Raw genomic sequence first — 20,946 nt, 5'->3', positions numbered from 1 at the left:
AACAGACCCGAAAAACTGACCGTTTATTGATCTGTACAGGTTGAATACTCCCCCCGTTTTCTTGCACTATTTTGATATTATTTCAAAGCTAACTACACATTATGCAAAGCACTCAGGTTGATGCAGGATTTCATACCTCACGCGGAATAAAAGAAATCAACGAAGATTGCGCAGGTCTTTTTATTCCAAAAGATGAGTACCTCAGCAATATTAAAGGTGCCGCATTTTGTGTTGCCGACGGTGTTAGCTCAGCAGAAGCTGGTAAAGAAGCGAGCGAAACAGCCGTTGAACGCTTTCTTAGTGAATACTTTAAAACCCCCGATACATGGTCTGTTAGTCGCAGTGGCGAACAAGTATTATCGGCAATCAATTTACGTCTTTTTCGCAAAAGCCATGCATTTTCACAAGAAAATAAAGGCTACTTATCAACCTTAAGCTGCCTGATTTTAAAAGGAAATCATGGTCATATTTTTCATGTGGGTGATAGTCGAATTTATCGCTTTAGAAATGGAAACTTAAAGCAACTCACAGCCGATCACACCACCAATTTAGGGCAAGGAAAATCGTTTTTATCGCGTGCCATTGGCATGGATAACAACTTACACATTGATTACAGCAGCAATGAATTACAACAAGGTGACATTTACTTATTAAGCTCTGACGGGGTGCATGATTTTCTCCCGACCGATATCTTAATAGATAACTTATTGAGTTATCAGCCAGCCTCTAAAATAGCAGAGCAACTGTGTATAGAAGCCAAAAAGCATGGCAGTGATGACAACATCAGTTGTGTCGTTTTAAAAATAAAAGAGCTGGCATATCAAAATGAAGCTGAATATAGCGCTGAGCTCACAAAATTGCCTTTTCCACCGCCGCTTAAAGCAGGTATGAAATTAGATGGTTATCTTGTCATTGAAGAGCTGTTTGCCTCATCACGTAGTCAACTTTATTTAGTGGAAGATGAGCTTACAAAAAAGCGTTACGCAATGAAAACGCCTTCAGCCAACTTTGACGACGACACACATTACATCGACCGCTTTATTAAAGAGCAATGGATTGGCAGCCGAATTGACTCCCCTTATGTCGTAAAAATTTATCAACATTCACGGCCAAGAAGTGCCCTGTATTATTTAATGGAATGGCTCGATGGTACCAGCCTCGACAACTGGTTAGCTGAGCATCAGCCCCTAAAACCTAAACGAGCAATCGCCATCGTTAAACACATTGCAGCGGCCTTAAATGCTTTTCATAGTAATGATGCGATTCACCAAGATCTCAAACCTGGCAATGTGATGGTATTAGAAAATGATGAAATCAAACTGGTTGATTTTGGCTCCGTGTTTGTTGCTGGAGTTGCGGAGCTTTATCAGCCAATAGAACATCAAGGGGCACTTGGCACGGCCAGCTATTCAGACCCTAATTATTTGCTGGGCAAAAATGCTGCCGTGCAAGGTGATGTGTATAGCCTCGCGACTATTTGCTATGAATTATTTACTCACCACTTACCCTATGGCGAAAAAGTTGAGCAATGCACAAGCATGGCAGACTACGACAAACTACGTTATCACAGTGCCATTAAACATAACCCCGTTATTCCAATTTGGTTTGATAAAGCACTGCAAAAAGGGGTTAGTTTTGATTTAACAGAGCGCTATCAAACCGTGGATGCACTCATGCATGACTTAACCGTCCCTAATCCTGAATTTTTAAAACCGGATCCTGAACCGAAGGAAGCCAGCAGTTTATTATTTTGGAAAATGGTAAGTGGTTTTTGGTTTATCACACTGGCTCTCATATTGTATTTATTTAGCCAGCACTAAGACTGGCAATGCATACCCGCAATGTGATGCCAAAAGCCATTAATATGTTCATCCGGTCGCTTAGAGTCGGTGCCCAAAGCAAACGACTCAATCCATTGTAAGTCGTCCATATAGTGCATACTTAGCCGCGCGATATCCGCACTGCTATTAAGTGCATGGCGGTCTTCACACAAGTTATACACTTGCCCAGACATTGTTTGAATGCCATTTAAGGTAAACACCTTTTTACCGTCTTGGCTGTGGGTCATTAATCCCGAAGGGTGCTTTTGACAAATGAGCTCACATTGATCTTTAGCTAAGTCATAATGGCGAGCCGTGAAGCATCGCGCACTGTAAGCCAAAGGCAACAAGCCATAACTAAACACTTCAAATTGCATCGGTAAATCTGTCAAACCCGCGTATTCGTGTTTTAAAGCCACCAGCCAATCTCTCGACAATTCAACAGGCATAACCCAGCGCACAGCTCCCATTTGAGCAAACTTTGCTAGCGTATAACCGTTATAAACATTAATTGCGGGGCCAATCACAAATGGTAATCCCAAGCTATGTAATTGCTGCACGGCGGCAAGATCATTCGCCTCTATTAAATACGCGCTTTGACGACACACACGTTTTAACTCTTGAAGTTGAGCCCCCGACTCCAACAAGGCTAAGCTAGACAGCACCACTTCTTTTCCTGCTTGCTCTAGCATTTTAGCCCACTCAAGGTAATCATTTAGGCGACTTAAACGTCGCTTTCCACAGACGGTTTCGCCTAAATAAACAATATCGGCTGTCGACTGCGCTACCCGCTCATAAAATTGTTCGAGCAGCTCCTTTTGCCACAAAAACAACATGGGCCCTACCGCAACTTTTAACTGTGTCATTGTTACTCCTATTTCCACTTGCGATGATACGCACCTAAGGTGGTTTGCTGCCCCTCAGATAAACTGTCCAGCGTCGTTTGCCAATGCGTTTCAACACTGAAGTCAGTCACATTTTGCTTTGCATGGTCAATAGCCTGTCGCCAAACGCGTGTAACTTGCTCAACATAGGCAGGGCTGCGCTGTCGGCCTTCAATTTTAACGGCCGCAATATTCATGGCTAATAACTCAGGTAACAGAGAAAGTGTATTTAAGCTCGTTGGCTCTTCTAAGGCATGGTAGGTTTCGTTATTTACAACAAAACGCCCTTTACATAACGTTGGATAACCGGCTTGCTCATCGTCAGTGAACTGATCAATCAATACATCATTCAAGCGTGATTGCATTCGAGCGCCCTGTTGTTGCCAACGAACAAACTTGGCCGGTGAACAGGCACCTGTTGTATTAGGTGATTCGCCTGTTAAATATGAAGATAAATAACAACGCCCTTCGGCCATAATACATAAACTACCAAAGGCAAAAAGCTCAAGTTCGATGTCGGTGGTGGTTGCCAATTGCCTGACCTGTTGCAAACTTAATACCCTAGGCAATACCACTCGCTTCACACAAAACTGCTTATAAAAATCAATTGCGAGTGCATTTGTCACCGATGCCTGCACACTGACATGCATTTCTTGGTGCGGATAATTATTCGCAATAAAATCAAGCGCAGCAATATCAGCAACAATCAGGGCATCTACCCCCACTGCAATCGCTTCATCAATGGCATGCTTCCATCTTGTAAAATGATTGGGGTGAGCAAAGGTGTTAATAGCAACATGCAATTTTCTTTTATGCTGCTGACAATAGTCTGCCGCTTCAACGAGTTGCCGCTCATTCAAGTTAAGGCCCGCAAAGTGACGCGCATTGGTATCATTGTTTAAGCCAACGTAAACCGCATCAGCGCCTTGCGCAATTGCCCTTCTTAACGAGGGTAAGTTTCCTGCTGGGCAAAGTAACTCCATACCCACTCCTGATTATTTAAACTAAGAAATAAATTATCAATAATGGTAAGCCAGCAAACCTAATAAGGTAATCTACTAATATGATTAGTCTCACTGATATTATGAAGCATAAAACTCCGCCATTTTTTACCCCGAAATGGCTAACTGCTATTACTCATCTCACGCCAACCGCAGGCATAAGTTGGCTGATAGAACAGCGAATAAACCTCATTTTTAAAACACAGATCAACGACGGTGAGCTCGACTTTTTAATTGATAAACAGTTATGCATTGACGTCGATAACCTGCCACTCAGCTTGCTTATTTCGCTCAATGCGACCTCTAAACGGTTAACTATTTTCTCTATAAAACCGTGGTTACTCCCTAAAGAACACCTCAAATACGACGGAAAGTTAACAGGGAGTAGTGATACATTTTTAAGTTTGATGAGTGGAAAATACGACCCTGATACACTTTTTTTCTCACGTAAATTAGCAATCCAAGGCGACACAGAACTGTGCCTAACTGTTAAAAACTGGCTCGATACGCAAGACCCACAAGCAAGCTTGCCAGACTGGTTATTTAATCAGTTAACAGAGTACGTAGAGTCATTACAATAAAAAGAAGGCAGCGAGTAGCTGCCTTCTTTTTACATTTAGGAGAGTTGTGCACAGAGCACACTAACGGCCATTAATCAGTTTAATATCGACCACTTACTTTGTGCCATTATTGCCGTGCAATTTTTTATACTGACTTAACTACCGACCATTTCTACAAGGTTATCTTCTCTGTCGAGGACAACATACAACGCCGTGTTTTTACCACTTTGTACGTCTTTAATCATCGCCTTCATGCTACTTTCAATCAGGCTGACCTCTGTATTAGCACCAATACTGGTGACAAATAATAAATCCCATGCTTGGTTTATGTTATCTGCTTCGTGACAAAGCGCCGTATAGTCAGTTAACTCACTAGGCAGTTTATCAACACACATAACAGGCTCAATCACCCCTTTATTGACATCGTTAACTGAACTTTCAACATTTGCTTTTGTAAATAACAACAGTAGCTTAACGGGTTCAGCTTGATGGCGAGCCATGGATAATAATTCTTGAAACTTACTCATATTCTTTTCCTGCAACAATAGAAAAAGAGCCAAAAACCGAAGTTGATGGCTCTGGACAAGTGGAGATCGTTATGGATTATAAAATTCGCCGTCTTTTCTTAAGTAGAACCACCAATTAATAATCAAACATAGCGCATAAAATACCGCGAAACCAATCAGTGCTACCTCAGGTGTTGTCGCTTTAATTTGCTGACCAAATACCATTGGAATATAAAATGCACCGTATGCAGCCACTGCCGAAGTCCAACCTAATACAGGGCCTGCTTGTTCTTTAGGAAACACCATCGCAATCGTTCTAAAGGTTGAGCCATTACCAATCCCTGTTGCTCCAAATAGCACTAAGAATAAGATGAAAAATGGCATAAAGAACTCTTCAGGTGTAGGCGACTGATAAGCCTCTTTCATGTAATAGGCCGCACCTAACGACGAGCCAATCATTACCACAGAACACACCTGTGTTACTAACGCACCACCCCATTTATCAGCAATCCACCCACCTAGTGGACGAATTAATGCCCCAATAAATGGTGCCATCCACGCATACATGAGCGCACTTGGGCCATTTGGGTTTAAGGTACTATGGGTCATCACACCATCAACCATAATGTGTTGAAAACCAAAAATAACTTTGATTGCTAACGGAAATGCTGCCGCAAAACCAATAAATGAACCAAACGTCATGGTGTAAATCGTGCTCATTACCCAGGTATGTTTATTATTAAAGATTTGATATTGCTTAGTGAGGCTTTTACCAATCGCCCCCGGTATCATCTTCAGTAAAAATACGGTAATAGCAACAACCAGCACCAGTACCAACTCTTTCGGTACCCCAAAGCCAGAACCATTTGCTGATTCAGGAAGCATCAACCACAGACCAGCCGCCGCAGTGGCAAGACCAATCGTTAGCATCACAGAAATCATTGCAAATGCACTCAGAGGGCTGCCTAAGTTTGGTGACACTTCTGGCGTGCGAATGTTATTCATACCAAACCATGTTGCAAAGAACAGCGGTATTAAGAACAGTAGCCATAAAAAACCACCGTTTTGCAGCCAAGTTTCAGAACCGGCTGGAATTTTACCAATCAAACTTCCCGACGTGCTCACCAACGTAATTGGATCGCCGCCCAATGCACCAAACACCCCATATGTCATAAACAATGGAATCAAAATCTGCATCGTTGTCACACCAAAGTTACCTAACCCTGCATTGAGACCCAGCGCTAAACCTTGTTGTTTTTTTGGAAAGAAAAAGCTGATATTTGACATTGAAGAAGCAAAGTTACCCCCACCAATACCCGACAACAAAGCAAGTAACTGATATTGCCACAATGGTGTCGTTGGGTCTTGTAATGCCAAACCGGTAAATAGAGCCGGAATTATGAGTAGCGATGTAGTGAAGAACAGCGTGTTTCTGCCACCACAAAAGCGAATGAAGAAACTACTGGGAATACGTAATGTAGCACCAGAAAGTCCAGCTATCGCCGTCAGCGTAAATAGCTCATCTGCGCTAAAACTAAACCCTGCATTCATCATCTGAACGGTCAAGATTCCCCAGTAAAGCCAAACAGCGAAGCCACAAAGTAAACTTGGGATCGAAATCCATAAATTCCTTTGCGCAATTTTTTTACCTTGGGAATTCCAGAAAGCTTCATTTTCCGGTTCCCACTTGTCTAGTTCAGCCATATGCTGCTCCATTTCGTTCTAATTGAACTTACTATGCGCACATAAAATCAACTCAACAATTCACATTGATGGGTAAGCCACACACAGCATAAACAGCAAACAACTACCACTTAGTGGGTATATTTAAGCGTAAGCAATTGTTTATCATTAAATAATATAAGAAAGCTTAAGGTTATTAGGAGTAATAGGGAGGCTTTTTGGTGAATACTTTATTGATCCACGTTAAGATATTTTTAAACCGCCAGTCTTTCAGGCTAAAGCCAACAAAGAGTTAAAGTATGAATGCACTAACCAGCTCAATTTTATTAGTTGATGATCACCCATTGCTACGCAAAGGCCTACAACAGTTAATCGATTTAGAAGACGAACTCGTCGTCATCGGTGAGGCAGCAACAGGCAAAGAAGGGCTACAGTTAGCTATAGAGCATGATCCCGATCTCATTATTCTTGACCTTAATATGCAAGGAATGGATGGCTTAGAAACCCTTAAAGCCATGCGTGCCAGTGATGTTACATCGCGTATTATTATGCTAACGGTTTCTGATAACGATGAAGACGTGCTCACTGCAATCAGCTATGGCGCAGATGGTTACTTACTAAAAGACATGGATCCTGAAGAAATTCTCGAAAAAATAAAACAAGCGGCACTGGGTAAAATGGTGCTGAGTGAAAAGCTCACAGGGGTACTCGCCCAAGCTATCCGCAAACCTGATGTATCGCAAAAAGCGAACATCCTCAATTCACTCACTAGCCGTGAATTTGAAATCCTCAAGTTAATTGCGAAAGGGTTATCAAACAAGTTAATCGCACGAGAATTAGATATTTCTGATGGCACCGTTAAAGTGCATGTAAAACACCTGCTGAAAAAGCTAAACCTGCGCTCACGTGTTGAAGCTGCCGTGTGGATAATCAATCAGCAAAAAGGGGCTTAATAATGAATCAGTTTTCGAGTGAGCAGCCCCTGCTCTCTTTTCAACACGCTAGCGAAGCACTTTTATCAGACACGCCGTTATTAGTTAAAACAGAGACACTGCCTTTATCGGCTGCTCATCGTCGTATTCTTGCTGCACCGATTATCGCCGACATTAATGTGCCTAACGCAGATAACTCAGGAATGGATGGTTTTGCATTTCGTTTTAGTGACTTAAATGAACACACACATTTAAATATTATTGGCACTGCCTATGCCGGGCATCCATTCAACGGCGAATGGCAATCAGGTTGCTGCATACGCATCATGACAGGCGCACATATTCCGGCTGGTTTTGATACGGTGATAATGCAAGAACATGTCACGGTCTCCACTGAACAAACAATCACTTTAAACACTAAGCCTTGCTTTGCACAAAATGTACGTAAACAAGGTGAAGATATCAGTATCGGCAGCCAATTATTTGCATCAGGGCAACGCTTAACAGCCACAGATATCGGTATGCTTGCCTCGCTTGGTATTGCCTCTGTTAGCGTTTATAAGCCACTTAAAGTGGGGGTTATTTCTACGGGCGATGAACTTTTTGAACCCGGCACGCCACTTTCACAAGGTGGAATTTACGATACTAACCGTTACACGATTCAGGCTATTTTAACTAATTTAGGCTTTGCGGTGCAGGATTTTGGCATCATTGCTGACGACCCTGACGCGCTAAAGTTGGCTTTTGAAGAAGCACTTTCAAATACCGATGTCATTATTACCTCGGGTGGTGTGTCGGTCGGTGATGCTGATCACACAAAAACAGTGCTCACAGAGCTTGGTCAAATGCAGTTTTGGAAAGTAGCAATAAAGCCAGGTAAACCATTCGCATACGGTCATTTTAAGCATTTAACACAAGACGGCCACAACAAGCGATTTATGGGATTACCAGGCAACCCGGTTTCAAGTGTTGTGACATTGCATCAACTCGCGATACCTGCGCTTCGTAAAATGGCTGGTGAAACAGTGCGTACACAGCCTCCCCTTCAGTTACCTTTAGCGTGTGATATTAGTAAAAAACAAGGTCGCGCTGAATTTATTCGTGCTTCATTAGTTGTCGATAACACAGGAACCTATATTGAGCCTTTAAAAGGACAAGGTTCTGGCATGCTCAGTACTTTTGCAAAAAGCCAAGGTTATTTATTGCTTGATGCTGAAAAAACTCAGTGGCAAAGTGGCGACTTAGTGCCCTTTATTCCTTTTGATTGTGCATTAAATTAGAAGCAAAGCAGTCAAATGCAAACACGTAAACCTGACCGCGTCACCGCCATGCAGCAATTAATCGAGCAGGTAAAAGTAGAGCTTCCCTTATACGAACCTGATACCTTTTTTTGTGGCACCGATAACTCGTGTATCGGCTGCCCTAAAAAGCTAATGGAGTTGGTTGATACCGAACTATGCTACTGGGAACACCAGCTGCAAATAGGCACAATCCCTAATTTTGACGATATTTCTCGATTCGCGAAGCTCTGCAAAAATGTAAAACGCGGTTTAGTAAGAAATAACTTAGTCGATAGTTAACCGTGTAATGCGTCCGCTTTACCTATTAAAAACCACGTTTCATCTAATTTAGGCTGTAGTTGATTAAATGATAAGCGCGTGATCCACACATGCAATGATGCGGGTTTATGCACACCGTCTTGTTCGCTGTTAGCGAGCCTTACTTTCACCAACATACCTTGCTCTTTTCCCATATTAACGGGGTAAAACGCCGTGATCCGCACTTTTAATTGGTTCACAAAACTACTCTCTGGTAGTGCTATTTTTGATAAACCCAGACGATTTGCTTTCAGTATTAATGGCTGCAAACGCCCTATTTGATGCTCTGAATTATACGCAGCAAAGCAGCGCTGCCCGCCAACGTGATACTCCGTTAAGCCCAGCGCAGGAAAGTGAGCATGAACCTGTCCGTAAAACATAGAGGTAAATTGACTTCCCTGTATGTTCTCACTCGATTGGCTCTCTAGTAACTGCTGCTGATAACGCTCAACACCTTCATCCACAGGGAACATTTGCCACTGTGTACTATTGTTTATCGTATGCTGCAATAAGCAGCTATCAGCTAAAGCTAATACATCATCCAGTTGGTGGCATGCTAACAAAGCAGCACCTTGCACTTTACAAAGGTAGTCTTTTATAACCCCTATACAGGCTTGCTTATTAAGTTGATCGAGACCGGTAAGCACTTCATCTAATAATAATAAAGGCGCTCCTTTTATCATCGCAAGCAAAAGCGCAACGCGCTGGCGCTGTCCACCACTTAATTGGTGAGCCCGATACACTAGTTTGTCGGTCAGCCCTAAGGGGTCTATTGCCCAACTTATATCAAATGGCTGCGCTTGTTGCTTAGCAACCAACTTTAATAAAGCGGCAATGCTTAGGTGGTCAAATAACAAAGGAGACTGTGTTACGTAAGCGATGCGGCGCTTATGTGCTGGCATACCTAACTGCTGCTGCCCTGTTACTTTTAACCCGCCAGAAGCAGGAGCAACACCCGCAATTGCATTAAACAAACTGCTTTTACCTGTACCACTTGGGGCTAATAACACCGTTATTTGCAAGGTCTTAAGCTGACAATCAAGTTGCTGAGTAACAGGCTCTGAACAATTAAGTTCAATATGCGCAACCACAGGCTTAGACGTACACTGTGGGTCTGAAATACCCATGCTGCTGTCGCTATTTAATGCCATCATCTGTTTAAACCTATTCAAAGCAAGCTGGTTGGTGTACTTACACGCTGCGTTTGCCTTTGCCACCATTGACATGCAAACACAACGGCAAATGAGAACACGAGCATCAGCCCTGCAAGCATATTTGCAGCCTGAAGATTAAAACTCTCAACATGATCAAATAACGCCAGTGACACAACTTGAGTTTCTCCTGGAATATTACCGCCAATCATTAAAATAACACCAAACTCCCCCACCGTATGGGCAAAGCTTAAAGTCGCAGCGGTATAAATAGCCGGTTTAATCATGGGGAGTACTAACCATAAAAACTGCTTCCATGGCTTAAAGCCCAATAAGGCAGCACTGCTGTATAAGTTATCTGGCAATTGTTCAAATGCACTTTGTAAGGGCCGAAAAGTAAAAGGTAAGCTGTAGATCATCGACGCCACTAAAATCCCCGAAAAGCTAAAGACTAACTGTATACCCAAGGTATTTTGCAGCCATAAACCGATACCTTGTTGCGGCGAAAATAACACTAAAAAGTAATACCCTAATACCGTAGGAGGCAAAACTAAAGGCAAGGTAATTAAGGTTTCGAGGAAGGGTTTTATGGCCCGTTTACTTCGCGCAAGCCAATATGCGCAGGGAATCGTTATTACTAACAACGCCAGCGTACTTAACGCAGCAAGTTTTAACGTAATAAAGATGGCTTGCAAGTCTCCCTCGCTCATAGTATTACCTATAGCCCATTGATTTTATTAGCTGTTGTGCCTGTTCAGTTTGAACAAAATGATAAAACTGACGCGCAAACACTGAGTCTTTTACTAATAAAACATGCTGCTCAATTGGCTGATACCACTCACTGGGAATGGCGATAGCCGTGCCATTATGTGGTTGTTGCAGTAGGCTTTTTGCAATTAAACCTAACTCTGCATTTTGGCTTTCAACATATTGAAAAGCATGCAAAATAGATCCCCCCGTTACTGTTTTTTTCGGCTTGGTTTGTAAATGAGCCAATACCTCAACCGCAGCCTGTCCATAAGGTGCATAACGTGGATTCGCAATAGCTAAAGTAATATGGGGCAAACGTGTCATAACGCCTTCCAAACTGTCATAGCCCTCAGACGAATAAAACACCAATTCGCCAAGCGCATACACTGTGCTTTCAATGCCAAAACCATCGGTTTTTAGTTGTGTAGGTAATATTGCATCGGCTGAAAAAAATACGTCATAAGGGGCTCCATAACGAAGCTGTGTTGCGAGTGTGCCTGATGAGCCAGTCACCACTTTAACCTGTATATCGGTTTTAATCTGTGCTTTGAATACTGGCAGCAACTGATCCATTACAGCGACAAAGTTAGCCGAGCAAGCAATCGTTAGCGAAGAAGATGTGTCTTTATCATTAGCGCTTGCAGGCAATACACAGCAAAATAAAACCAGCACAGTCGCTATCGTGTATGTGGTTAGTTTATTTGTTAGCCACTGCATTGTTTCAACCCTACAGCCACTGGGCAGCCGCTATTTGATCTTTATGATTGGCACTCACCCAACGAGTCTGCTCCCCTTCAACGTGCTCTTTTTTCCAAAATGGCGCACGCGCTTTAAGTAAATCAATTAAATACTGTGCTGCTTCAAATGCGGCTTCGCGGTGGACACTCGACACTGCCACCAGCACAATTTGATCTGTTAAGCTTAATTTACCAACGCGGTGAATTAAGGTTACCTTTTCCAAAGGCCATAATGACAACGCTTGCTGCTCTAACTGGGTAAGGTATTTCTCTGTCATCGCCGGATAATGCTCTAGATATAAACTATCGACTTGATGGCCTTGATTAATGTCGCGAACACGGCCTACAAACATAACCACGGCGCCCGACACCGAGTCGTCTGCTAACATGGATTGATACTCTTCGTTCATATCGAAATCATGTTCTTGTACACGGATCATCACTAACCTCCAGTGACAGGTGGAAACATAGCAACCTCATCGCCAGTGCCGACCGCAGCATTATCATCAACCAAAATTTGGTTTACGGCCACTAACACATCTTTATCGAGTAACCAGGTGTGCCAACGCTCATCTCGTTCAGCCAATGTTTGGCGTAACTGCCTAACCGACATACCTTGTGCATCTAGTTGCACCGAGTCACAGCCTAAACGTTCACGTAACTGTGCAAAAAAAAGTACCTTATTCATTCATACTCCCCTTAATTAGCCAATATAGGTGCCGCGTCTGCCACCACTTTTATAGGTAACTCGCATGTTCTGTACTGTCATACCTTGGTCAACCGCTTTACACATATCGATAATAGTGAGTGCTGCAATCGATACCGCAGCTAACGCTTCCATTTCAACCCCGGTTTGCCCAACTAACTTGCAATAACTGTGAATATCAACCGCACTGCCTTGGTTGTTAATAGAAAACTCAACCGCCACCTTACTTAACGCCAACGGATGGCAAAGGGGGATCAAATCAGCTGTTTTTTTTGCTGCTTGAATTCCTGCAATACGTGCGACAGCTAATACATCGCCTTTGTCTAACTGATTTTGCTCAATAAGAGCGAGCGTTTTTGGCTGCATCACGACCGTTGCGCATGCACGCGCTTCTCGCACTGTTGCTGATTTATCTGCAACATCAACCATGCTTGCTTGACCACTTTTATCTATGTGGGTTAACTGCATTAATTCATCTCCCGAGAGTGGCATTGTTCAACACGATGTGATTTAAGCTCTGCTACAAAATTACATGGCCCACACCGCGAATCGAGTTGCTGACATAAAATCTCATCCCAGGCGGTAGCACACGCATTTGGGCTACCCGGCATAGCAACAACAAGGGTTCTATTCGAAAGCCCTGCTAACGCTCTGGATTGCAGTGATGAGGTGCCAATTTGCGAACAAGACAAATGCCTGAATAACTCACCAAAACCGCTCACAGACACATCAAATAACACATCGATTGCCGAAGGCGTAATATCATCTGGTGTCAGTCCAGTGCCACCAGAAATCAGTACCACGTCAATATCGTCACTGGCTATCCATGTAGCGACTTCCGCGCGTACTTTATAAATATTGGCTTTATGTAATTGTCGATTAAGCACATGATGCCCACTGTCTATGACTTTTTGCTGCAACAAATCACCCGCAGTGTCTTGCTCAGGGCCTCGACTATTACTCACTGTTAAAATCGCTATGTTTAATGGTACAAAGCGGTTGCTTTTTACTCGCGCCATGCGTAATCCTTTTGATCAACCAAACAACGAGCCTGTGCCCATTGTTGTGGTGTATTAACGTTATATAGTTCACGACCCTCGCCATTTGACTCAAACAACTCAATGACGGCCGCTCCAAGCTCTTCAAGTAAACCACTGACAGAGCGCTGCCCATGCTCTAAACGTTGCTGGGCAATTAAACTCGCGCGTTCAAGCCGATTGAGGTAACAAGGCAATACACTGTGTGCAAAGTAACAAGCACAATCTCGTCTGCGCCCTTGGTTGATAAGGGTGCGTAAACTTGTTTTAGATAGCAGCGGCATATCAATAGGAATAACAAGCGCATCATCATACTCAGCGTGATTCAAACAGGCATGAATACCCGCTACAGGTCCTTGCTGTACAAATTTATCAACGATAAAACCGCTGCTATTTCGACTCACAATGACCTCATCGCAGCCCGCGTCTTTAAGGCAAGCAATCGCGCGTGTTAATTGCGTTTGACCATTAATTTCAAGTAAAGCCTTATCTTGCCCCATGCGGCGAGAAAGCCCTCCAGCCAGAACAATACCCACTAACATACTAACCCCCTAACATAGCCAGTTGTTTGGTCAGCCCTGTTCGTCCCATTTGTAATTGATGGCCTTGCCATTTATGTTGAACACTGCTTAAAAGGTGAGTGGCTAAGCCTCTAACATCTTGATTATCTAACCATGGCGTTAAGTCATCATTTGCTTCACCAAATAAACACAAATGCAATTTGCCTTCAGCAGAGACGCGTAAGCGGTTGCAGCTTGCACAAAATGCCTTACTGTAAGGCATGATCAAGCCAATTTGACCCGCATAGTGAGGGTGAAAAAATTCTTCGGCTGGGCCCGCATCCACCGCTTTGGGGGCTGCTCGCCAACCCGACTGTAAAAGCTGTTGTTTAAGTTGCTGACCTTGTACATGTTGGGCATTGAAATAAGCCCGGTTATCACCGGTTTGCATCAGTTCAATGAAACGAAATGTGACAGGCTTATCTTTAATATAATCAAGAAATTGCTGTAATTGGTTGGCATTGTATTGCTTGAGTAAGACCGCGTTTAATTTAACTTTTTTAACACCCAGCTCTAAGGCTTTATCAACACAGCTAAGCACTTCATGTAATGAGTCACTGCCGGTGATTTGCGAAAATGTATAAGGATTCAAGCTATCGGCGCTCAGGTTTAGGTTTGTTAAACCACTGGCCACTAAACGAGGAAGTTTTTCAAGTAAGCGATAGCCATTGGTTGTCATTGCAACGGTATCAATACCTTGGGTTTCACTGCATGCTGCGACGATATCGGCAAGATCTTTGCGCAAAGTGGGTTCGCCGCCAGTTAAGCGTATTTTTTTAGTACCCGCCATCGCAAAGGCGTTTACCAAGGTGCTAATTTTATCAACACTGAGGGTTTTCGGGCGAGCATCACACACGTAGCCATCCGGTAAGCAGTAATTACATTTAAAATTACAGACTTCCGTTACTGACAAGCGTAAGTAATTATATTTTCTATCAAAATTATCTTGCAACATCACAGCCTTTCCAAGTCGGGAGGCAAACAAATTTCTTTATTTACCCGGTGGTCACCCACGGTACATTAACCATGCTAAAAACTAGTTTAGGTCGATGTACTTCAGCATCTTGGATACAGCTTAGAGAGTTTGCATTTGCATCACCATACAAAAGAATGGGCAGACAAACTACCCACAAATAAGTAATCTACAGCAACAAGCCCATTATCAATCATGCGCTTATACATTATAAAATCTTTAAATCACTGATACAGATCTTTACCGCCGACAGGCAAAAACGTCAGTTTTACTTGTGTCCCCTGCTCTTCTCGAGGTAATACCACTAACTCACCATTAAGGTGTTTGGCTCGCTCTTGCATAATAGCCATGCCGTAATGGTTTAATTTCTCTGCATTGTGGCTAATCCCTACGCCATCATCACTAATAGCAAGCTCTAATTGACCATCATCAAGTTGCTTTAAGGTGATCCACGCATTGTTCGCCTGTGAATGGTGCACGGTGTTTTGGCTTGCCTCTCGTGCAATTTGTAAGATATGAATTTCTTCCATTGGTGATAAAGGCACTTGCTTAACGGCAAACTCTAAATGAAACGAAATGCTGCTTTGCGAGGCTAACTGATCAATGGTTTTATTCAGCGATGCCTCTAACCCCTCTTCCACCATTTTTAAACGAAAAGTGGTTAATAGTTCACGTAATTGCCGATATGCAGAATCTAACCCCATTTTAAGTTCATCAATAATCGGCTGCTGCATATCATATTGCTGCTTATTCTGCGTTTTCGACAAGCGTGTCACTTGAATTTTCAAATACGATAATGCTTGTGCTAAAGAGTCATGTAACTCACGCGCAATCACCGTACGCTCATGGAGTAACGCGATACGACGGTCTTGATTATGCTGCTCGTCAAGGTTAAGCGACAAGGCAACCTGGTCGGTCACCGACTGAACAAGCTGTAACTGCCAAGAATCTTCGGCAAAGCATTTGCCTCCACGCACAACAATCACACCATAATGGTTATCCCCATACACTAATGGAAAGCGTGTTACGGTGCTGTCATCAATTGATACAAATGCAGCGCTCCCAATACAGTTATCACAACTTTGAGCGCGGCATGCTCCCTTGTCATCGTGTGTTGGTTTTATTTGTACATACGGCTGGTCGCCACCCGATGTCATTAAGCATAACTCAATGTCATTAACGCCAATGAGTTGCGACAACTCATCAAACGTTTGCTGTAAGTCATGCTTTTTTTCTCTAGTTTCCAGTAGCAAACGGGCTGTTTTAAACAAAAACGCAAGGGTCTGATTATTTAACTCAAGCTTTTCAGTTTGCTGCTTTACGCGTAATTCAAGTTGGCCATACATTGATGCTATCGCCTCGCAGGTATGGTTCAAGGTGGCTCCCATTAACGCCAGTTCGTCATCGCCCTGTAAATCAACATGATGCGTAAAATTTCCTTTCCCGATAGCGTAGGCAGCGTGAGTCAGTTCAGCCAAAGGCTTTTCAACCCTTAAACTGATTAAATGCAAGGTAAACATGCCCACCAATAAGGTAATAAACAACGCGCCAACTTGAATAGTGCGCAGTAATCTAATTTTGCTTTCAGCATCTATTTGCACCGCATAAACAAATGCATCAGCATTTTGAGCGAGTGTTTTTACGTAGAGATTAAATTGAGCCTTATCTTCTATCGGTAGGTTAAGCAGTGCGGGCTTTAAGAATGATTGCCAATGAACAATGGTTTGCTGCCACAACACATTTAACTGTTCATCATTTTGTAGCTTCTGAAAAATGGGGTTTCTTAGTTTTTCTTCAAATATTGCAATGCGTTTATCTATTTCCTGTTTGTTTCCTTCAAGGCCGTACATTCCCAGCTGATACGACTCCATTCTCAGCGAGCCACTCAAATTAATTGCGCGAGCATCTAAGTCGGCTAATTCTGTGATCCAATACGATGCAAACAAGGTCGTAATGGCCAGACTAATAATCCCGACCAATGACCCTTTGATATACACCATGACCGAGCCATTAAATCGATTTTTTAGTTCATTTAACCGAATACCCACAATAATTACCCACCTTTTCTATGTTACGAAACCATAACGCTTGTATGTTATCAACACCAGTATTTTCACCCTAACAGCCCCACATTTACACTACCTCTTTGTAGGTATTCTCATAATATTCATGGCCTTACCCCCCATTGAGATATTGATCCTCATCAAGTTACTGTAGCGGTGAAACACTATATTTGATTTGCAATGTAGCTTTCTGCCGCTTCAAGGTGCCTAGTGATTGAGCGCTAAAGTTGAGCAGGATAGGAGAATAAGTAAATGAGCCATTTGTTGAATAAAATGCGCTTTTTCAAGACTAACAAGCAAAGCTTTGCGGGTAGTCACGGTGTAACAACTGATGAAAATCGCGATTGGGAAGACGGCTATCGTCGTCGCTGGCAGCATGACAAAATTGTACGCTCTACACATGGTGTAAACTGTACAGGTTCATGCAGTTGGAAAATTTATGTAAAAGATGGGCTAGTTACCTGGGAAACTCAGCAAACAGACTACCCTCGTACACGTCCTGACTTACCAAATCATGAACCTCGTGGTTGTCCTCGTGGAGCAAGCTACTCGTGGTATATTTACAGTGCCAACCGCTTAAAATACCCTAAAGTTCGTCAAGCATTATTAAAACTGTGGCGCGAAGCTAAGCAAGTACATAGTGATCCAGTTAAAGCATGGGAATCAATTGTTACTGACCCTGCTAAAACGAAAAGCTACAAATCAAAACGTGGTTTAGGTGGCTTGATCCGTGCTAAATGGGATGAAGTGAACGAGATCATCGCGGCTTCTAATGTTTACACCGCAAAAACGTACGGCCCCGACCGTATCATGGGATTCTCACCTATTCCTGCAATGAGTATGGTTAGCTACGCGGCTGGTTCGCGTTATTTATCACTGATTGGTGGTAACTGCTTAAGCTTCTATGACTGGTATTGTGATTTACCACCTGCATCGCCACAAATTTGGGGGGAACAAACAGACGTTCCAGAATCAGCTGATTGGTATAACTCAAATTATATCATTGCTTGGGGCTCAAATGTTCCACAAACACGTACTCCTGATGCTCACTTCTTTACTGAAGTACGCTACAAAGGCACCAAAACGGTTGTTATTACTTCTGACTACTCTGAGTGCTCTAAATTATCAGATATTTGGTTATCGCCAAAACAAGGTACCGATGCTGCTCTGGCAATGGCCTTTGGACATGTAATTCTAAAAGAATTCCACATTGAAAAACCAAGTAGTTATTTTACCGACTACGTTCGCCGCTACACCGATATGCCTATGCTTGTCGTGTTGGATAAAACCGACCAAGGCTACACACAAGGTGCCTTCTTACGTGCAGCAGACTTGGCTGATAACTTAGGCCAAGACAACAACCCGAAATGGAAAACCATTGGTCTTGATGAAACAAGCAATGAACTTGTCTCACCAACGGGGGCTATTGGCTATCGTTGGGGTGAAAAAGGCAAGTGGAATATTGAGCAACGTGAAGGAACAAACGGCAGCGATATCAAGTTAGCGCTCAGCTTAAAAGATCACTCAGATAAAGTTGAATCAGTATTATTCCCTTACTTTGGTGGCCAAGCACATGAACTTGGTTACTTCCAACATACTGAACATGACGATATTCAAGTTCGTAAAGTCCCTGTTAAAACAATTACCCTCAAAGATGGTAGCGAAGCACTCGTTGCCACCGTATTTGACTTAATGATTGCGCATTACGGCGTTGACAACGGCTTGGACGACCCTGCGGTTGCAAAATCATATGAAGACAATGTGCCGTATACACCGGCATGGCAAGAAAAAATCACCGGTGTTAACGCAGCTCACGTAATCCAAGTAGCGCGTGAGTTTGCCGATAACGCAGACAAAACTCGTGGCCGCAGCATGGTCATCGTGGGTGCTGGACTTAACCACTGGTACAACATGGATATGAACTACCGTGGCTTAATCAACATGCTGATGATGTGTGGCTGTGTGGGTCAATCTGGTGGTGGCTGGGCTCACTATGTAGGCCAAGAAAAGTTACGTCCACAATGTGGCTGGTTACCGCTTGCGTTTGGTTTGGATTGGCAACGTCCGCCGCGTCAAATGAACGGGACGTCTTTCTTCTATAACCATTCTGATCAATGGCGTTATGAAAAACTTGAAATGACCGAAGTGCTGTCTCCTTTAGCAAATAAAGAAAACTGGACTGGCTCAATCATTGACTACAATACACGTGCAGAACGCATGGGCTGGTTACCTTCTGCCCCTCAACTAGGCATGAACCCACTGCAACTGTGTAAAGATGCAGAAAAAGCAGGATTATCAGCTAAAGATTATGCAGTGCAGCAACTTAAATCTGGTGATTTAGACTTTGCATGTGAAGACCCTGATAACCCTAAAAACTTCCCGCGTAACATGTTTATTTGGCGCTCTAATTTACTGGGTTCATCGGGTAAAGGTCACGAATACATGCTGCGTCATTTCCTCGGTACTAAGCATGGCTTGCAAGGTAAAGATCTTGGCGAAAGCGGAGATAAAAAACCTGAAGACGTTGTATGGCATGATGATGCACCTGAGGGCAAAGTTGATTTATGGGTCACACTTGATTTCCGTATGTCAACGACCTGTTTGTATTCCGATATCGTGTTACCAACCGCAACTTGGTACGAAAAAGATGATATGAATACATCCGACATGCACCCATTCATTCACCCACTTTCAAAAGCGGTTGATCCAGTGTGGGAATCACGTTCGGATTGGGATATTTTCAAAGGCATTGCGAAAAAATTCTCTGACTTATGTGAAGGTCACTTAGGTGTTGAGAAAGACTTAGTAACATCGCCACTCATGCACGACACGCCAAGCGAGTTAGCCCAGCCAGACGGCATTAGTATGTGGTGGAAAGGCGAATGCGATCTGATCCCTGGTGTCACAGCACCCAATATGATTGAAGTTGAGCGTGACTACCCTAATACCTACAACCGCTTTACCTCTCTTGGGCCACTGCTAGAGAAACTCGGTAATGGGGGTAAAGGTATTAATTGGAATACAGACCAAGAAGTGAAGTTTTTAGGTGAGTTGAATTACACGCACACCAGCGAAGGCCCACAAAAAGGTCGTCCAAAAATAGACACCGCTATTGATGCAGCTGAAGTCATTTTAAGTCTTGCTCCTGAAACCAATGGTCATGTTGCTGTTAAAGCGTGGCAAGCATTGGGTGAGTTCACGGGTCGCGACCATACACACTTAGCAACCCCTAAAGAAGATGAAAAAATTCGCTTCAGAGATATTCAAGCACAACCACGTAAAATCATCAGCTCACCAACATGGTCAGGGCTTGAAGATGAGCATGTGTCTTACAACGCAGGCTATACCAATGTGCATGAACTGATCCCTTGGCGTACCGTTACCGGCCGTCAACAATTTTACCAAGATCACCAATGGATGCGTGATTTCGGTGAAACCATGGTGTCGTACAAACCACCTGTAAACTTAAAAACAACTCAACCATTATTAGATAAAAAACCTAATGGTAATAAAGAGTTAGTTTTAAACTGGATTACGCCACACCAAAAATGGGGGATTCACTCAACCTACTCAGACAACCTACTTATGCTGACATTAAGCCGTGGTGGTCCGATTGTTTGGATCAGTGAAACGGATGCCACAGAAGGGGGTATTAAAGATAACGATTGGATCGAAATCTTCAATGTTAATGGTGCCATTGCAGCACGTGCCGTCGTATCACAGCGTGTACCACAAGGTATGAGCATGATGTACCACGCACAAGAGCGCATTGTAAACACACCAGGCTCTGAGATATCAGGAACTCGCGGCGGTATTCATAACTCAGTTACCCGCGCCATCATGAAACCAACCCATATGATTGGGGGTTATGCACAGCAATCATACGGCTTTAACTACTACGGTACTGTGGGCTGTAATCGTGATGAGTTTGTAATTGTCCGTAAGATGGACAAGGTTGATTGGCTAGATAACGAGTAACCGAGGA

At 43.2% G+C, this 20,946-nt stretch carries 20 protein-coding genes and 1 riboswitch; of the genes, 6 read left to right on the top strand and 14 right to left on the bottom strand.

Annotated elements, in window-relative coordinates:
- Positions 1-101 precede the first annotated feature (101 nt).
- Positions 102-1,820, top strand: coding sequence for a bifunctional protein-serine/threonine kinase/phosphatase (locus LPA49_RS09815; RefSeq protein WP_036973029.1), 1,719 nt, complete (start codon positions 102-104; stop codon positions 1,818-1,820).
- Here the strand turns inward: LPA49_RS09815 and LPA49_RS09810 are convergent.
- Both LPA49_RS09810 and LPA49_RS09805 read right to left on the bottom strand, forming a co-directional pair.
- Entirely contained in the window at positions 1,817-2,686 is an 870-nt protein-coding gene (locus tag LPA49_RS09810) for a U32 family peptidase (protein WP_180311117.1), read from the bottom strand. The genes LPA49_RS09815 and LPA49_RS09810 overlap by 4 nt on opposite strands.
- 8 nt (positions 2,687-2,694) lie before the next feature.
- Positions 2,695-3,687, bottom strand: coding sequence for a peptidase U32 family protein (locus LPA49_RS09805; protein WP_180311118.1), 993 nt, complete (start codon positions 3,685-3,687; stop codon positions 2,695-2,697).
- Between the two features lie 80 nt (positions 3,688-3,767).
- On the opposite strand from LPA49_RS09805, the gene LPA49_RS09800 reads away from it, so the two are divergent.
- A complete protein-coding gene (locus LPA49_RS09800; protein ID WP_036973036.1) occupies positions 3,768-4,286 on the top strand; it encodes an SCP2 domain-containing protein in 519 nt (172 codons plus the stop codon).
- A gap of 134 nt (positions 4,287-4,420) precedes the next feature.
- On the opposite strand, the gene LPA49_RS09795 is transcribed toward LPA49_RS09800, so the two are convergent.
- The gene (locus LPA49_RS09795) at positions 4,421-4,792 is read right to left on the bottom strand and encodes a hypothetical protein (RefSeq protein WP_036973038.1); all 372 of its coding nucleotides are present in this window, start codon (positions 4,790-4,792) and stop codon (positions 4,421-4,423) included.
- A 69-nt stretch (positions 4,793-4,861) separates the two neighbouring features.
- Positions 4,862-6,475 carry an MFS transporter gene (locus LPA49_RS09790; RefSeq protein WP_065978353.1) on the bottom strand — a complete coding sequence of 538 codons (1,614 nt, stop codon included), beginning with the start codon at positions 6,473-6,475 and terminating at the stop codon, positions 4,862-4,864.
- 278 nt (positions 6,476-6,753) lie between these two features.
- Here LPA49_RS09790 and narL point away from each other — a divergent pair, with 278 nt between their 5' ends.
- From narL to LPA49_RS09775, 3 genes are read left to right on the top strand one after another with little or no spacing between them, the layout of a single operon-like run.
- Positions 6,754-7,407 carry a two-component system response regulator NarL gene (narL, locus tag LPA49_RS09785; RefSeq protein ID WP_036973040.1) on the top strand — a complete coding sequence of 218 codons (654 nt, stop codon included), beginning with the start codon at positions 6,754-6,756 and terminating at the stop codon, positions 7,405-7,407.
- A gap of 2 nt (positions 7,408-7,409) precedes the next feature.
- The gene (gene glp / locus LPA49_RS09780) at positions 7,410-8,666 is read left to right on the top strand and encodes a gephyrin-like molybdotransferase Glp (protein WP_118844638.1); all 1,257 of its coding nucleotides are present in this window, start codon (positions 7,410-7,412) and stop codon (positions 8,664-8,666) included.
- Positions 8,667-8,681: 15 nt separating this feature from the next.
- Positions 8,682-8,966, top strand: a complete 285-nt coding sequence (locus tag LPA49_RS09775) for a hypothetical protein (protein ID WP_036973042.1) — start codon at positions 8,682-8,684, stop codon at positions 8,964-8,966.
- On the opposite strand, the gene LPA49_RS09770 is transcribed toward LPA49_RS09775, so the two are convergent.
- From LPA49_RS09770 to LPA49_RS09725, 10 genes are all read right to left on the bottom strand, one after another.
- Positions 8,963-10,138, bottom strand: a complete 1,176-nt coding sequence (locus LPA49_RS09770; protein ID WP_180311120.1) for an ATP-binding cassette domain-containing protein — start codon at positions 10,136-10,138, stop codon at positions 8,963-8,965. The two genes, LPA49_RS09775 and LPA49_RS09770, sit on opposite strands and share 4 nt — an antisense overlap.
- A gap of 14 nt (positions 10,139-10,152) precedes the next feature.
- Entirely contained in the window at positions 10,153-10,845 is a 693-nt protein-coding gene (gene modB / locus LPA49_RS09765; RefSeq protein WP_036973043.1) for a molybdate ABC transporter permease subunit, read from the bottom strand.
- A 4-nt stretch (positions 10,846-10,849) separates the two neighbouring features.
- Positions 10,850-11,602, bottom strand: a complete 753-nt coding sequence (modA, locus tag LPA49_RS09760) for a molybdate ABC transporter substrate-binding protein (protein WP_180311121.1) — start codon at positions 11,600-11,602, stop codon at positions 10,850-10,852.
- Between the two features lie 10 nt (positions 11,603-11,612).
- On the bottom strand, positions 11,613-12,062 hold the full coding sequence (locus tag LPA49_RS09755; RefSeq protein WP_065978350.1) for a molybdenum cofactor biosynthesis protein MoaE: 450 nt from the start codon (positions 12,060-12,062) through the stop codon (positions 11,613-11,615).
- Between the two features lie 2 nt (positions 12,063-12,064).
- Positions 12,065-12,310: a molybdopterin converting factor subunit 1 gene (moaD, locus tag LPA49_RS09750; protein ID WP_065978349.1), complete on the bottom strand. Its 246-nt coding sequence runs from the start codon at positions 12,308-12,310 to the stop codon at positions 12,065-12,067.
- 15 nt (positions 12,311-12,325) lie between these two features.
- Positions 12,326-12,796: a cyclic pyranopterin monophosphate synthase MoaC gene (gene moaC / locus LPA49_RS09745; protein WP_180311122.1), complete on the bottom strand. Its 471-nt coding sequence runs from the start codon at positions 12,794-12,796 to the stop codon at positions 12,326-12,328.
- Positions 12,796-13,347 carry a molybdenum cofactor biosynthesis protein B gene (gene moaB / locus LPA49_RS09740; RefSeq protein WP_036973048.1) on the bottom strand — a complete coding sequence of 184 codons (552 nt, stop codon included), beginning with the start codon at positions 13,345-13,347 and terminating at the stop codon, positions 12,796-12,798. The genes moaC and moaB overlap by 1 nt, the downstream gene beginning before the upstream one ends.
- Positions 13,335-13,907, bottom strand: coding sequence for a molybdenum cofactor guanylyltransferase (locus LPA49_RS09735; protein ID WP_074989362.1), 573 nt, complete (start codon positions 13,905-13,907; stop codon positions 13,335-13,337). Before LPA49_RS09735 ends, moaB begins: the two co-directional genes overlap by 13 nt.
- A gap of 1 nt (position 13,908) precedes the next feature.
- Positions 13,909-14,880, bottom strand: a complete 972-nt coding sequence (moaA, locus tag LPA49_RS09730; RefSeq protein WP_036973049.1) for a GTP 3',8-cyclase MoaA — start codon at positions 14,878-14,880, stop codon at positions 13,909-13,911.
- Positions 14,868-14,999: riboswitch (molybdenum cofactor riboswitch) on the bottom strand. Its footprint overlaps the gene before it by 13 nt.
- 123 nt (positions 15,000-15,122) lie before the next feature.
- Positions 15,123-16,946, bottom strand: a complete 1,824-nt coding sequence (locus tag LPA49_RS09725) for a histidine kinase (RefSeq protein WP_083422916.1) — start codon at positions 16,944-16,946, stop codon at positions 15,123-15,125.
- Between the two features lie 267 nt (positions 16,947-17,213).
- Between LPA49_RS09725 and LPA49_RS09720 the strand changes: the two genes are divergently transcribed.
- Positions 17,214-20,939 carry a nitrate reductase subunit alpha gene (locus LPA49_RS09720; RefSeq protein WP_075593987.1) on the top strand — a complete coding sequence of 1,242 codons (3,726 nt, stop codon included), beginning with the start codon at positions 17,214-17,216 and terminating at the stop codon, positions 20,937-20,939.
- The last annotated feature ends 7 nt before the right edge of the window (positions 20,940-20,946 follow it).

This window comes from Pseudoalteromonas sp. MB41 (genome assembly GCF_020966275.1).
Taxonomy (GTDB): Bacteria; Pseudomonadota; Gammaproteobacteria; order Enterobacterales; family Alteromonadaceae; genus Pseudoalteromonas; species Pseudoalteromonas lipolytica.
Note: the sequence above shows the minus strand (reverse complement) of the source record. Positions and strands in the feature narration are given on the sequence as shown.

Bases quoted from the DNA above. Each gene is read 5' to 3' on its own strand.
- LPA49_RS09815 (WP_036973029.1), top strand. From the start codon at position 102: ATGCAAAGCACTCAGGTTGATGCAGGATTTCATACCTCACGCGGAATA.
- LPA49_RS09810 (WP_180311117.1), bottom strand. From the start codon at position 2,686: ATGACACAGTTAAAAGTTGCGGTAGGGCCCATGTTGTTTTTGTGGCAA.
- LPA49_RS09805 (WP_180311118.1), bottom strand. From the start codon at position 3,687: ATGGAGTTACTTTGCCCAGCAGGAAACTTACCCTCGTTAAGAAGGGCA.
- LPA49_RS09800 (WP_036973036.1), top strand. From the start codon at position 3,768: ATGATTAGTCTCACTGATATTATGAAGCATAAAACTCCGCCATTTTTT.
- LPA49_RS09795 (WP_036973038.1), bottom strand. From the start codon at position 4,792: ATGAGTAAGTTTCAAGAATTATTATCCATGGCTCGCCATCAAGCTGAA.
- LPA49_RS09790 (WP_065978353.1), bottom strand. From the start codon at position 6,475: ATGGCTGAACTAGACAAGTGGGAACCGGAAAATGAAGCTTTCTGGAAT.
- narL (WP_036973040.1), top strand. From the start codon at position 6,754: ATGAATGCACTAACCAGCTCAATTTTATTAGTTGATGATCACCCATTG.
- glp (WP_118844638.1), top strand. From the start codon at position 7,410: ATGAATCAGTTTTCGAGTGAGCAGCCCCTGCTCTCTTTTCAACACGCT.
- LPA49_RS09775 (WP_036973042.1), top strand. From the start codon at position 8,682: ATGCAAACACGTAAACCTGACCGCGTCACCGCCATGCAGCAATTAATC.
- LPA49_RS09770 (WP_180311120.1), bottom strand. From the start codon at position 10,138: ATGATGGCATTAAATAGCGACAGCAGCATGGGTATTTCAGACCCACAG.
- modB (WP_036973043.1), bottom strand. From the start codon at position 10,845: ATGAGCGAGGGAGACTTGCAAGCCATCTTTATTACGTTAAAACTTGCT.
- modA (WP_180311121.1), bottom strand. From the start codon at position 11,602: ATGCAGTGGCTAACAAATAAACTAACCACATACACGATAGCGACTGTG.
- LPA49_RS09755 (WP_065978350.1), bottom strand. From the start codon at position 12,062: ATGATCCGTGTACAAGAACATGATTTCGATATGAACGAAGAGTATCAA.
- moaD (WP_065978349.1), bottom strand. From the start codon at position 12,310: ATGAATAAGGTACTTTTTTTTGCACAGTTACGTGAACGTTTAGGCTGT.
- moaC (WP_180311122.1), bottom strand. From the start codon at position 12,796: ATGCAGTTAACCCACATAGATAAAAGTGGTCAAGCAAGCATGGTTGAT.
- moaB (WP_036973048.1), bottom strand. From the start codon at position 13,347: ATGGCGCGAGTAAAAAGCAACCGCTTTGTACCATTAAACATAGCGATT.
- LPA49_RS09735 (WP_074989362.1), bottom strand. From the start codon at position 13,907: ATGTTAGTGGGTATTGTTCTGGCTGGAGGGCTTTCTCGCCGCATGGGG.
- moaA (WP_036973049.1), bottom strand. From the start codon at position 14,880: ATGTTGCAAGATAATTTTGATAGAAAATATAATTACTTACGCTTGTCA.
- LPA49_RS09720 (WP_075593987.1), top strand. From the start codon at position 17,214: ATGAGCCATTTGTTGAATAAAATGCGCTTTTTCAAGACTAACAAGCAA.